We start from the raw sequence: 11,908 nt of genomic DNA, 5'->3' as shown, positions 1-11,908 counted from the left end.
CCTTTCTCAGCCGCCGGCCAGCGGCGGAAAGATGAAGACGTCGGAATCCGGGGTCAGCGGCGTGTCCAGCCCTTGCAGGCCGCGCACGTCCTGGCCGTTGACCAGGATGATGGCGAAGCCGGCCAGTTCACCGTCCTTCAGGATCCAGCGGGCGAAGTTGGGGCCGTATTCGGCCACCAGATCGCGCAACAGATCGCGGACGGTGGGTGCCGGCCGCTCCCATATCTCGCTGCGTTTCTTGGTGGCTTCGCGCAGCAGCGCGAAATAGGAGACTTTCATGGCACAGCTGCCTTCCTGCCTGGATAGCCGCCGACCCCACCATCCGAGCCGCCGCCGCAGGGTGCGACGGCGGCCCGGTGATGTCAGGCCAGCGCCAGGGCGCTCAGCTTCTCCTTGGTCGGAACGCCTTGGGCGTCCCAGCCGCGGGCACCGTAGTAGAGCGGCAACATTTCCGGCAGGCGGCTGACCGCCCCCTTCGACGGGCCGGTCACGATCGGCTCATTGAGAAGGCGCGGCGGCAGCGTGTCGTCGGCGGCGGTCAGGCCGGCCTTGAGGTTCCACAGCCGCTCCAGGTTCCAGATCCGCTCGCCCGCCTCGATGAAGCTGTCGCCGGTGTAGGCGAAGCCGGTCAGCGCGGTCATCAGTTCGGCGAATTCGGGCGCGCCGATGCCGAAGGTGGCGAACAGGCAGGAGCCGCTGGAATCCAGCGCCGCCGTCAGGTTCTGGAACAGCGCCACCAGTTCGGCCTTGCCGTCGATGCTGTCCTTGTCGACCTTCACCGGCACGCCCAGCACTTCGGGACTGATGGTATAGCCGCGGACATGGCAGCCGCCGCGGTTGTTGGTGGCATAGTTCAGGCCGATGCCCTGCACCGCGCGCGGATCATAGGCCGGCATTTCCTGCTTCTTGACCGTCATCGACAGTTCCGGATGGCCGTAGAGGCTCGCCAGCCGGTAAGATCCCAGCGCCAGCTTCTTGCCGAAGCCCTGGCCGAGACCGGTCAGCCGCACCGCCTCCACCATCGCGTCGGCGTTGCCGAAGTCGAGTTCCAGCCCTTCGGTGTCGTCCCGCGTGATGATGCCGCGGTGGAACAGTTCCATGGCGCAGGCGACTGTGCCGCCCATGGAGATGGTGTCGAGACCGTATTCGTTGCAGTAATAGTTGGCCTTGATCACCGCATCCAGGTCGTCGATCCGGCAGTCCGGGCCGAAGCCCCAGGCGGTCTCGTACTCCGGCCCCTCGCCCTCGCCCTTGTATTTGGGGTTGGTCACCTTGGTGGCGCGGCCGCAGGAGATGATGCAGGAGAAGCAGCCCTTCGGCCGCTGCAGCTGGTTGGCCGCCAGCGTTTCGCCGCCCACCTTGTCGGCGGTCGGGAAATGGCCGTCCTGGAAGTTGCCGGTCGGCAGCCCGCCCACCGAATTCAGGATGTTGACCAGCACGTTGGTGCCGTAGAGGCGCAGGCCGGTGCCGCCGACCGGATGCTCCTTGATCATGGTGCTGGCCTTGGCGACCGCGGCCAGGAAGGCCTCCTTGTCGGCGACGGTCACGGCGCCGGTGCCGCGCACCACCACCGCCTTCAGGTTCTTCGATCCCATCACCGCGCCGACGCCGGTGCGGCCGGCGGCGCGCTGCATGTCGTTCATGATCGAGGCGATGTAGGACAGCTTCTCGCCCGCCGGGCCGATGCAGGCGATCTTGGCGTCGGCCGCCGTCTCCTCGTTCAGCGCCTCGGTGGTCTCCGGCACGTCCTTGCCCCACAGATGGGCGGCGTCGCGGATTTCCACCTTGTCGTCCTGGATCCACAGATAGACCGGCTTGGCCGCGCGGCCTTCCAGGATCAGCATGTCGTAGCCGGCATATTTCAGCTCCGGCCCCCAGGCGCCGCCGGAGTTCGAGGCGGCGATGGTGCCGGTCAGCGGACCCTTGGTCACGACGTCGTAGCGGCCCGCCGACGGCGCGAAGGTGCCGGTCATCGGCCCGGAGGCGAAGATCAGCTTGTTCGCCGGCGACAGCGGATCCACCGTGGGATCGACCTCGTCATACATGTATTTGGTGCCCAGCCCGCGGGCGCCGATGTAATCGCGCGCCAGGTCGGGCTTCAACGCTTCGGTCGTGATCTTGCCGGTGCCGAGATCGACCCGAAGGATTTTTCCAATCCAGCCATGCATGATCAGACCTCCGCGAAGGCGTTCTTGAGCTTGGCGGCGAAGGAGCGCTTGCGCGCCTGCGCCGAGACGGTGTCCTCGACCCATTCAAGCGCGTGGGTGGGGCAGATGGCCGCGCAGGACGGCGCACCGTCGCAGGTGTCGCATTTCAGGATCTGCAGGCCCTGGAAATCCCAGGAGGCGCAGCCGAAGGGGCAGGCCTGGACGCACATCTTGCAGCCGATGCATTTATCTGCATCAAGCTCCACCTGCCCGTTCGCCGGGTTGCGATGCATGGCCTTGGGCATGCAGACGGCGACGCAGGCGGGATCCTTGCACTGCTGGCACATCATGGGAACGGAGAAGCCTTCGCGCTCCCACGTATAGACATGGACGCGGGAGGCTTTCGGGCGAAAGCTCCCCTCATGCTCCATGGAACAGGCCAGTTCGCAGTTGCGGCATCCGGTGCATTTGTCCGGATGGATCATCAGCATCATGCTCATGGTCGATGACCTCCTCGATACCGTGACGCGGGCGCCGCTTGCGGTTGGCGGCCGTTCTTGCGCGTCCGGCTCTGGGATGACCCCGGATGGTCCCGCACCCCCGCACGCAATAGGGATCACCGCCACGATGTTGGACGGTCCGATTGCGTCGACAGGGAGGGCGCCGGCATGCGGCGCAGGGGATGCGCGGGTGGAGTCCGTCGGGGACCGGTCCGGGGACGATGCCAGTCCGTCAGGACGGATCCCGGCTCAGGGTGGGTGGCAACCGGCGATGACCGGTTCCATCCCGCGGAGGGGAAGATCGGGGAAGAGCAGGGTATGCGCCGTTTTGTCGTTCATAGTTTTGGCCCGCTATGATTGGAAAAACATAGGGCCCGTCTGGCGACTTGGTCTGGAAGGCGGGTCTGGCAATCTTTGGAACAGACGTGCCAGATTTATCACGACTTGGCATGCTCCGATATGATTTACATCAACGCGCGCAGATCGATTGCGGTGAAGACTTGATACAATTGGCAGCTGGTCGTTCGGCGGGTGTAATCGATGCATGAACTGTCGCTGTGCGAAAGCATCGTCGCCATGGTGGCGGAAAGCGCCCGCCGTGAGGGATTGCACCGGGTCACCCGCGTGACGGTCGACATCGGCGTGGCCTCCGCAATCGATCCGGACGCCCTGCTGTTCTGCTTCCCCATCGTGACGGAGGGCACGGCCGCGGCGGGGGCGGAACTCGCCGTCAACCGCATCGCGCTGAAGGCCCGCTGCGCCAGCTGCGGAACCGGCTTCTCCCCGGAAACGCTGATCTCCCCCTGCCCATCTTGCGGCAGCCATGACCGCACCCTTCTGGCCGGGCGCGACATGCGGGTGGTGTCGTTCGAAGGGGAGTGAGGAGTCCGGACAAGAAAAAGGCGCGGCCTTTTGAAAGCCACGCCCCAGGACACTCAAATTCGAGACGACAGATGCGAACCCCGTGCGATCAGGCGCGGGACAGCAGACGGTTCTTCTCCATCGCCGCCTGTTCCGTCCGCGCATTGGCGATCACCGCCTTCTGGAGCTTCTCGAAGGCACGCACCTCCAACTGCCGGACGCGCTCGCGCGAGACGTGGAAGGTCTGGCTCAGCTCTTCCAGCGTCAGCGGCTCGTCACGCAGGCGGCGGGCGACCAGGATCTGGCGCTCGCGGTCGTCCAGCACGCCCAGCCCCAGCTTCAGGAACTGCTGGCGCCGGCGGCGTTCCTCGGAATCGGCAAGCGTCGTCTCCTGGTCGGGGCGATCGTCGGCCAGAAGGTCCAGCCATTCGGCATCGCCGTCCTCAGACAGCCCGACATTCAGCGAACGGTCATTGCCCAGGCGGCGGTTCATCTCCACCACCTCGGCCTTCGACACGTTCAGCTCGGTGGCGATGCTCTCCACCGCGTCCGGCGACAGGTCGCCGCTCTCCAGTTCCTGCATCCGCGCCTTCAGGCGGCGCAGGCTGAAGAACAGCTTCTTCTGCCCGGCCGTGGTGCCGATCTTCACCAGCGACCAGTTGTGCAGGACATATTCCTGGATCGCCGCACGCACCCACCAGGACGCATAGGTGGCGAAGCGGAAGCCCTTTGAGGGATCGAACTTCTGCGCCGCCTGCATCACGCCCACATTGCCTTCCGCCACCAGATCGGCCAACGGCAGGCCATAGCCGAGATAGCCTCGGGCCATCTTGACGACGAGCCGCAGATGGCTGCCGACCAGCTGGTCGAGTGCCGCCGGGTCCTGGTGGTCGTGCCAGCGGACGGTCAGCTCATGCTCCTGCTCGGCCGTCAGGTACTGGTACTTGCGGGCATCCTGCAGATAGAGCTGCATCGGTTCGGCGGTGCGGGGTTCGTTGATGCGAGCCCCGGTGGAGTTGGATTGGGCGGTGCGGGTTTGGACGGTATCGGTCTCGGCGTCTCGCTGCATGGTGTCTCTGTCTCTCCCAGCCGACGGAAACGGCGCCGCGGGGGTTTGCCCCCCCCGCGTCGTTCGGGTCGGTCCTGTTGACGTTGCGTTTGTTTGTTCATTGCGTTGCCGGCATTCGACGCTGCCGGACGGCGTGCACCGGTTACGGTGCCGGATCGTGAAGGGGTCCTCTCCAGCCCCGCGGGCAGCGCCGCGACCGGGGAAAGGATCGCGGCAGCCGGCACGCCACAGGGCCGGAGAGGAGAGGCAGGGCCACACCGTTCAGCGCAGCCGAACCGAAGGGAACGGATCGATTACAAAAGAGGAAACCATCCTGTAGGGGCCGGCGCTTTCAACGGCGCAACAGACTCTATATAGGAATTTCGACAACGGATTAAAGGGGCGCCCAGGCGAATTTTCCTGGCACCTTAGCTTACGCTTGGCCCCGCGTCTGGATTGGCGGGAACTTCGCCTGAAATAGGATGGCGCTTCGCCGGTTTCAAGCCCATCGCTCTGGCCGCACGCTTCCACATGTACCCGCATGAACTTCTTTCGAATTTCTATGCGTTTCCATGAAATGTTGCGGGATATCTCGCAGCATCCCGATCAATAGCCGAAAGACGTCCCGCTTTGTATTGAAATTCTAAGCACAGTCCGCGTTTTTCCTCTTTGTGTTATTTTTCGGATGTCACTTGCAGTCGTACCTCTTCTGCGCATACGGTCGGTTCGTTTCCAGCATCCACCGACCCGAGGCTAGAGCCGACATGCTTGAAGACATCGTCATCGATACTCCTGTCGACCGGCCGCACACGTCCGGACAAGGCTCCGGCCGTGCGTCGACCCAGCCTCTGCGCGTCGCGGTATTGTGGAAGACGCCGAATCTCGGCCTGTATTCGAACGCCGCATTCGACGACCTGTACAACGGCATCGGGCACAACAACGGCAACCTCGCCTTCGTCCATTCGATCTGCAGCCACATCACCAATCCGGTGAAACATTTCAGCTGGGGATCCTCGGCCGACACGCTGCGGAACAATGCCGACATCATCGTCATCCCCTGCGCCAACCAGCTGGGCCGCCACACCGATTACGGGCAGATGGCGGAGAATCTGGAAAAGTCGGGCCTGCCGATCGTCGCCATCGGCCTCGGCGCCCAGGCGAACAGCTATGACCACGACATCGAACTCAGCCCCGGCACGCTGCGCTGGGCCCAGGTGATCGCGGCGTCGAACCCGTCCTCCGCCACCTCCCCCAACATCTACACCCGCGGCGCCTACACCACGGCGCAGTTGGACAAGCTCGGCATCACCGGCTCCCTGCCGGGCGGCTGCCCGTCGCATTTCCTGAACCAGGCGCCGGGCCTGGGCCGCAAGATCCATGCGAACTGGTCGGCTCTCGACCTGCCGCGCTCGATCACGGTGGCCGGCGGCCATCAGGCCTGGGTCAAGACGCGGGAGATCGAACACCAGTTGATCGCCCTGATGATGGACCCCATCGCGCCGGGCCAGTACATCGTCCAGTCGATGGGCGAGATGATCAAGGCCTCGCGCGGGCTGTTCGACGGCATCGACGCGCATGCGCTGAAGGAAATCCACCGCCACACCGTGCCGCACTACTCCTTCGAGGAGTTCAAGGCCTGGTGCCGGAACTACATGCGCTCCTACTATGACGTGCCGGCCTGGATGGATACCCTGCGCCAGCAGGACCTGACCATCGGCTGCCGGTATCACGGTGTCGCCCTGGCGATCCAGGCGGAGCGGATGGGCCTGACGGTGACCATCGACTCCCGCACGCGCGAGCTGTGCGAGAACACCGGCGTTCCCTATGTCGACGCCGCCGACCTGACGGCGCCGCTGACCCGCAACCGCCTGAAGTCGCTGATCAGCTTCGACCCCGACGCCTACGACCGCCACCGTGCGGAGTCGGCCACCCGCTACCTGGACTTCCTGGTCGCCAACCGGCTGCAGCCGGCCCCCTTCCTGAAGTCCATCGCCGCCGGCAAGTGACGCCGCCAGTGCCTGCGCTCGCGCGCCGCCGGACCGCGGCGCTCGCGCTGTCCCTGGGCATCACCTTGGTGTCCGGGACCGCGGGAGCGCAGGCGCCGACGGTCACAAAGGCCGGAGAGCCGGAAACCGTCACCTCTTGGCAGCGCGACGCCTGCGCGAAGAGCGACGCGCCGGACACCCCGGCGCGCGCCTTCCGCGATGCCGGCGGCACCGTCCACCTGATCGCCTCGCACTCCACCGCGCGGGCCCTCACCGGCCCATCGCTGGATACCGTGCGCCCCAACTGCGCCGTCATCTTCGAGGGCCACGGGCAGGACGACCCGCGCCTTCACGATGACCGCAGCTGGATCTCGTCCTTCTACACGCTGGACGGCGGCACGGTGTTCGCGCTGGTCAGCAACGAGTTCCATGCCCAGAAGCGGCGGGCGCTCTGCCCGTCCGGCGACTACATGCGCTGCTGGCGCAACAGCATCACCGCGGCAATCTCCACCGACGGCGGGGCGAGCTTCCGGCTGAGCGCGGCGCCGCCAGACCACACCGTCGCGACGCTGCCCTATGCCTACAGCGGCGACGCCGGCAAACGCACCGGCTACTTCGCGCCCAGCAACATCGTCCGCCATGGCGACCACTGGTACGCTTTCCTGTGGGCCGAGCGATTTGGCGCGCAGAAGCGCGGCGCCTGCCTGATGCGGACGGACAACCTCGCGGATCCGCAATCCTGGCGCGGCTGGGATGGGAAAGCCTTCAAGGTCCGCTTCGTCCGCGACGGCCAGACCAGCGATGCGCCGGAAGGCCATCTCTGCGCCCCGGTGGCGCCCGGCACACTGCAAGGCACCGTCCGCAGCATCGTCCGCCACCGGCCGAGCGGCCAGTTCATCGCCACGCTTGCGATGACCCGCGACGGACAGACCGGCATGTGGGCCACCACCTCTCCGGACCTGCTCAACTGGTCGAAGCCGCAATTGCTGTGGGCGGCGCCGCTGCTGTTCCGCTACGGCTGCGGCGATGCCGCTGCCTTCGACTACCCCGCCCTGCTCGACCCCGGCAGCGAGAGCCGCAATTTCGAGGATGTCGGCGGAACCGCCTATCTCTACATGACCCGGCTGAACCTGACCGGGTGCAAGATCACCTGGAACCGCGACCTCGTCCGCATGCCGGTGGAGATCACTCCCCATAGACGCTGACGGCCTGCATCCCGGGGAGGACCCGGAATGCAGGCCGTGGAAGAACCGATCAGCGCGCCAGCCAGCCGCCGTCGACCGGCAGGATGGTGCCATGGATGTAGTCGGCCGCGTCGGAGGCCAGGAACACCGCCGGGCCGCCGATGTCGGACGGCACGCTCCAGCGGCCGGCCGGGATACGGCCGAGGATCTCGGCGTTCCGCTTCTCGTCGGCGCGCAGGGCGGCGGTGTTGTTGGTGGCGACATAGCCCGGCGCGATGGCGTTCACGTTGATGCCCTTGCCCGCCCATTCGCAGGCCAGCAGCTTGGTGATGCCGGCGACGCCGCTCTTCGACGCGGTGTAGGAGGGCACGCGGATGCCGCCCTGGAAGGACAGCATGGACGCGATGTTGACGATCTTGCCCTTGCGGCCGTTGTCGATCGCATAGCGGCCGAAGGCCTGGCAGAGGAAGAACACCGTCTTGATGTTGATGTTCATCACCAGGTCCCAGTCGGCCTCGGTGAAGTCCACCGCGTCGGCACGACGGATCAGGCCGGCATTGTTCACCAGAATGTCCAACTGGCCGAAGGAGCCGACCGTCTCCTCAACCAGCCCCTGGACCGGGGCGATGCTGGTCAGGTCGGCGTGGATGCCGTGGAACTTGCGGCCGGCGGCCTCGACGAGGCCCTTGGTCTCGTCGAGCGAGACGACGTCGACGGCGGCGATGTCGGCGCCGGCCTGGGCCAGGGCCACGGCGATGCCCTGGCCGATGCCGGTGTTGGCGCCGGTGACCAGGGCCACCTTACCGGTCAGATCGAAAGGCTTGGTCATGTCTCGCGTCTCCGTTAGCGCATCGAGGCCAGGGGAACCTGGTCCATGTCGTCGAAGGTCTGATTGTCGCCGCCCATCGCCCAGATGAACGAGTAGCTGTGGGTGCCGACGCCGCAATGGATCGACCAGGAGGGCGAGATCACCGCCTGCTCGTTGGCGACCACGATGTGGCGCGTCTCGGTCGGCTCACCCATGAAGTGGAACAGGCGCGCGCTTTCCGGCAGGTCGAAGTAGAAATAGAACTCGCAGCGGCGCTCGTGGGTGTGGCACGGCATGCTGTTCCACATGTTGCCGTTTTCCAGAACGGTCAGGCCCATGACCAGCTGCGCGGTGCGCACCACGTCCGGGTGGATCATCTGGTAGATGACCCGCTTGTTGCCGGTGGCGGTCTCGCCCAGCGGGCGCTGCTTGGCCTGGGCGGCCGAGATCTTCATGGTCTCGAACCGGGCATGGGCCGGGGTGCTGACCAGATAGAACTTGGCAGGATTGCCGCTGTCCAGGCTTTCGAAGCGGATGTCGACGCTGCCCATCGCGACATAGAGGGCGTCGCGGGTCTCCAGATCGTAGACGGTCCCGTCGACCGTCACGCGGCCGGCGCCGCCGACGTTGAACAGGCCGAGTTCACGGCGCTCCAGGAAGGTGTCGGACCCGATCTCCTTGGTCGCGACCAGGGCGAGCGGGGCGGAGACCGGCATGGCGCCGCCGGCGACGACGCGGTCGACGTGGCTGTAGGTCAGCACGATGTCGTCGGCCTGGAAGATCGAGTCGATCAGGTAGCGGTCGCGCAGGGTCTGGGTGTCGTAGCCGCGCGCGTCGGCCGGATGGGTGTCGTACCGGGTGGTGATCTTCATGGTGGCGTTCCTCTGAAGGCGGGCGGCGACTTTGTCGTCGGACCCGTTTGAAGTCGGTCGGTCCCGGCGGCGGCGAACCGCTGCCGGGGCCGCGCTGAAGCTTTATTCGGCGGCGACGGCCTGCGCCGGCTGAGCGGCCTTGGCGGCTTCGGCGGCCTGGTAGCGGGGCGACAGCACACCGAAGCGGCGAGCCCACCAGGCGGTCAGCGGCGGCGTCAGCAGGGCGGTAACGACCACGCTGGTGGCGACCAGGGCAGTGGCGGCCGGGGCGGACGGGGCGAAGGACGGCTCGATCGAGGCGATGATCGGCGGGACGGTGACGGCCGCACCGGCGGTGGAGGCGGCACCGATGCCGGCCGTGCCGTTGCCCTTGGCCAGGAAGATGTCGGCCAGGACCAGCGTCGTGCCGGTGACGACGATCACGGCGAGACCCAGGACGATGCCGAGCAGGCCGGTGTTCAGGATGGTCGTGAAGTTCAGGTTGTTGCCCAGCGCAAAGGCGAAGAAGGGAACCATGACGCCCACGCCCTGGGTGAAGAAGGCACGCAGGTCCTTGTCCAGGTTGCCCAGGGCAAAGCCGATGACGAAGGGCAGCAGGGCGCCGACCATGGTCTGCCACGGGAAGACGGCCAGACCGGCGATGCCCAGCGTGACCATGGTCATGAAGGGGCCGGATTCCAGGCACATCAGGCAGAAGGCGCCGGCTTCCTCCTTGGTGCCGTACTGCTGCATCAGCGCCATGTACATGCCGCCGTTGGTGTCGTTCATCGCGGCGATGATCGCCAGCACCGACAGGCCGGTCAGGAAGCCCGAGGTGATGCCCTCCGTCGGGATGAACCAGGAGGCGACGACACCGGCCAGCGCCGCGGTGATGATCTTCACCGAAACCAGAACGCCGCTCTTGCGCAGGACCAGCGGGGTGGCCTTCAGGCTGATGCTGGCGCCGATGCAGAAGAACCAGACCGACAGGATCGGCAGCGTGCCGGTGATCAGCCCGTTGGTGAAGGAGCCGAAGAACTTGCCGGTGTTCGGGGCGAAGGTGTTCAGGCACGCACCGAGGAACAGTGGAACGATCATCATCCCGCCGGGGATGCTGTCTATGCGCTTCTTGATGTTCATGACGCTAGGCTCCTGAAATGCCCGCTCGGGGTTTGCGCCGGGAGCGCGCGGCTCGCAGGCCGCGTTGTGTTCGTGTGTACTAGTATACTAGTACGCAGCGCTGCGAAAGACCTTGATATGGATCAATTCAGGTTTTTGCAGATCGGAGGGGGGTTCAGGAGCGCCGCAGTCGGGGAACGGGGGCCGTCGGCGACCACCCCCTCCCTTGAGACTAACGATCGAATAGCCTGTCAGATCAATAGGTTGGTTAGGTCCAACCCGCGCTCGCGGCCCAGGCTGTCCAGCATCGCCAGGGTGGCGCCGTCGAGCGGGATGCCGTCGGCCAGCCGCTGCCCGCGGGTGCGGCTTTCCGGCTCGCCCGGCATCTGGATGGAGTCGGCACCGGGCGCGGTGGGCGTGTCGCGGACATAGGCGACCAGATCGTCGAGATCCGCGGCCCACTGGGCGTTGCCGCCGCGTGCGGGGTCGAAGACGATGGCGAACATGTTGTTCATCACCCGGCCGGAATCCTGGTGCGACGGCGTGCCGGGCATCGCCGACGCCAGCGCCCCGGCCAGCACGTCGCACATCAGGGACAGGCCGAAGCCCTTGTGGCCGCCCAGCGGCAGCAGCGCGCCGGAGGGATCCTGGAACATCACGCCGGGATCGCGCGTGGGTTCGCCCTGCTGGTCGAGCAGCAGGCCGGGGGCCATCTCCTGCCCCTTGCCCATGGCGACGCGGCATTTGCCGACGGCCACGGCGCTGGTGGCGAAATCCAGGATCAGGGCCGGAGTCGCCTGCGTGGCCGGGATGGCGATGCAGATCGGGTTGGTGCCCAGCCGCGGCCGGGTGCCGTCATGGGGCGCCACCGCCGGGCGGGTGACGACATTGACGAAGGCCATGGCGACGAGGCCCGCATCGCTGCACTGCTCGCCATAGGAGCCGACGCGGCCGATGTGATGGCTGTCGCGTAGGGATAGCACCGCCAACCCGTCCCGCCGCGCCCGCTGAATGGCGAGGTCAGTCGCCTCCCGCGCGATCACCTGCCCATAGCCACTTCCGCCGGCGACCGACAGGAAGGGACCCGACTCTCCGATAACGGTCGCATGCTGGTTGGGGCGCAGCAGTCCGGCGGCGATGGCCGGCATATACATGGCGAGCATGCCGACGCCGTGGCTGTCATGTCCGCGCAGGTTCGCCTCGACCAGATGGTCGGCCACCACCCGCGCCTCCTCCTCTTCGCTGCCGGCAGCCCGCAGCAGGCGGCGCACGGCCTCGGCCAGCCTGTCGGCCTGCACCGGCCGGATGCTGGTGCCATAGACGCCGGCATTGAAGGATGCCGCCGCGGCGAAGGGATCCTTTTGAGTCTCAGTCATCATCTGCCTTCCCGATGGGCGACCGCCGC

11 protein-coding genes are annotated in these 11,908 nt (G+C 66.4%); 3 read left to right on the top strand and 8 right to left on the bottom strand.

Annotated elements, in window-relative coordinates:
- Positions 1-6: 6 nt before the first annotated feature.
- From FZ983_RS14020 to FZ983_RS14010, 3 genes are all read right to left on the bottom strand, one after another.
- Positions 7-279: a MoaD/ThiS family protein gene (locus tag FZ983_RS14020; RefSeq protein WP_149224142.1), complete on the bottom strand. Its 273-nt coding sequence runs from the start codon at positions 277-279 to the stop codon at positions 7-9.
- An 83-nt stretch (positions 280-362) separates the two neighbouring features.
- A complete protein-coding gene (locus FZ983_RS14015) occupies positions 363-2,168 on the bottom strand; it encodes an aldehyde ferredoxin oxidoreductase family protein (RefSeq protein WP_149224141.1) in 1,806 nt (601 codons plus the stop codon).
- 2 nt (positions 2,169-2,170) lie between these two features.
- Positions 2,171-2,647: a 4Fe-4S dicluster domain-containing protein gene (locus FZ983_RS14010; RefSeq protein ID WP_149224140.1), complete on the bottom strand. Its 477-nt coding sequence runs from the start codon at positions 2,645-2,647 to the stop codon at positions 2,171-2,173.
- A 540-nt stretch (positions 2,648-3,187) separates the two neighbouring features.
- Between FZ983_RS14010 and hypA the strand changes: the two genes are divergently transcribed.
- The gene (gene hypA / locus FZ983_RS14005) at positions 3,188-3,529 is read left to right on the top strand and encodes a hydrogenase maturation nickel metallochaperone HypA (protein ID WP_149224139.1); all 342 of its coding nucleotides are present in this window, start codon (positions 3,188-3,190) and stop codon (positions 3,527-3,529) included.
- An 88-nt stretch (positions 3,530-3,617) separates the two neighbouring features.
- On the opposite strand, the gene rpoH is transcribed toward hypA, so the two are convergent.
- Complete coding sequence (rpoH, locus tag FZ983_RS14000) at positions 3,618-4,481, bottom strand: RNA polymerase sigma factor RpoH (protein WP_149224407.1); 864 nt, start codon at positions 4,479-4,481, stop codon at positions 3,618-3,620.
- An 839-nt stretch (positions 4,482-5,320) separates the two neighbouring features.
- Between rpoH and FZ983_RS13995 the strand changes: the two genes are divergently transcribed.
- Positions 5,321-6,562: a polysaccharide pyruvyl transferase family protein gene (locus tag FZ983_RS13995; protein ID WP_149224138.1), complete on the top strand. Its 1,242-nt coding sequence runs from the start codon at positions 5,321-5,323 to the stop codon at positions 6,560-6,562.
- Between the two features lie 8 nt (positions 6,563-6,570).
- Positions 6,571-7,746: a hypothetical protein gene (locus tag FZ983_RS13990; protein ID WP_149224137.1), complete on the top strand. Its 1,176-nt coding sequence runs from the start codon at positions 6,571-6,573 to the stop codon at positions 7,744-7,746.
- 49 nt (positions 7,747-7,795) lie between these two features.
- Here the strand turns inward: FZ983_RS13990 and kduD are convergent, their stop codons facing one another.
- From kduD to FZ983_RS13970, 4 genes are all read right to left on the bottom strand, one after another.
- Complete coding sequence (gene kduD, locus FZ983_RS13985; protein ID WP_149224136.1) at positions 7,796-8,554, bottom strand: 2-dehydro-3-deoxy-D-gluconate 5-dehydrogenase KduD; 759 nt, start codon at positions 8,552-8,554, stop codon at positions 7,796-7,798.
- Between the two features lie 14 nt (positions 8,555-8,568).
- Positions 8,569-9,405: a 5-dehydro-4-deoxy-D-glucuronate isomerase gene (gene kduI, locus FZ983_RS13980; protein ID WP_149224135.1), complete on the bottom strand. Its 837-nt coding sequence runs from the start codon at positions 9,403-9,405 to the stop codon at positions 8,569-8,571.
- Between the two features lie 102 nt (positions 9,406-9,507).
- Entirely contained in the window at positions 9,508-10,524 is a 1,017-nt protein-coding gene (kdgT, locus tag FZ983_RS13975) for a 2-keto-3-deoxygluconate transporter (protein WP_149224134.1), read from the bottom strand.
- Positions 10,525-10,754: 230 nt separating this feature from the next.
- Complete coding sequence (locus FZ983_RS13970) at positions 10,755-11,879, bottom strand: malate/lactate/ureidoglycolate dehydrogenase (RefSeq protein WP_149224133.1); 1,125 nt, start codon at positions 11,877-11,879, stop codon at positions 10,755-10,757.
- Positions 11,880-11,908: the final 29 nt, after the last annotated feature.

Origin of the sequence: Azospirillum sp. B21 (assembly GCF_008364825.1) — a bacterium.
GTDB lineage: Bacteria > Pseudomonadota > Alphaproteobacteria > Azospirillales > Azospirillaceae > Azospirillum.
Note: the sequence above shows the minus strand (reverse complement) of the source record. Positions and strands in the feature narration are given on the sequence as shown.

What these genes read in the sequence shown, in the direction of transcription:
- kduD (WP_149224136.1), bottom strand. Translation starts at nt 8,554, where the DNA reads ATGACCAAGCCTTTCGATCTGACCGGTAAGGTGGCCCTGGTCACCGGC.
- FZ983_RS14020 (WP_149224142.1), bottom strand. Translation starts at nt 279, where the DNA reads ATGAAAGTCTCCTATTTCGCGCTGCTGCGCGAAGCCACCAAGAAACGC.
- FZ983_RS14010 (WP_149224140.1), bottom strand. Translation starts at nt 2,647, where the DNA reads ATGAGCATGATGCTGATGATCCATCCGGACAAATGCACCGGATGCCGC.
- FZ983_RS14015 (WP_149224141.1), bottom strand. Translation starts at nt 2,168, where the DNA reads ATGCATGGCTGGATTGGAAAAATCCTTCGGGTCGATCTCGGCACCGGC.
- kdgT (WP_149224134.1), bottom strand. Translation starts at nt 10,524, where the DNA reads ATGAACATCAAGAAGCGCATAGACAGCATCCCCGGCGGGATGATGATC.
- kduI (WP_149224135.1), bottom strand. Translation starts at nt 9,405, where the DNA reads ATGAAGATCACCACCCGGTACGACACCCATCCGGCCGACGCGCGCGGC.
- FZ983_RS13970 (WP_149224133.1), bottom strand. Translation starts at nt 11,879, where the DNA reads ATGACTGAGACTCAAAAGGATCCCTTCGCCGCGGCGGCATCCTTCAAT.
- FZ983_RS13995 (WP_149224138.1), top strand. Translation starts at nt 5,321, where the DNA reads ATGCTTGAAGACATCGTCATCGATACTCCTGTCGACCGGCCGCACACG.
- hypA (WP_149224139.1), top strand. Translation starts at nt 3,188, where the DNA reads ATGCATGAACTGTCGCTGTGCGAAAGCATCGTCGCCATGGTGGCGGAA.
- rpoH (WP_149224407.1), bottom strand. Translation starts at nt 4,481, where the DNA reads ATGCAGCTCTATCTGCAGGATGCCCGCAAGTACCAGTACCTGACGGCC.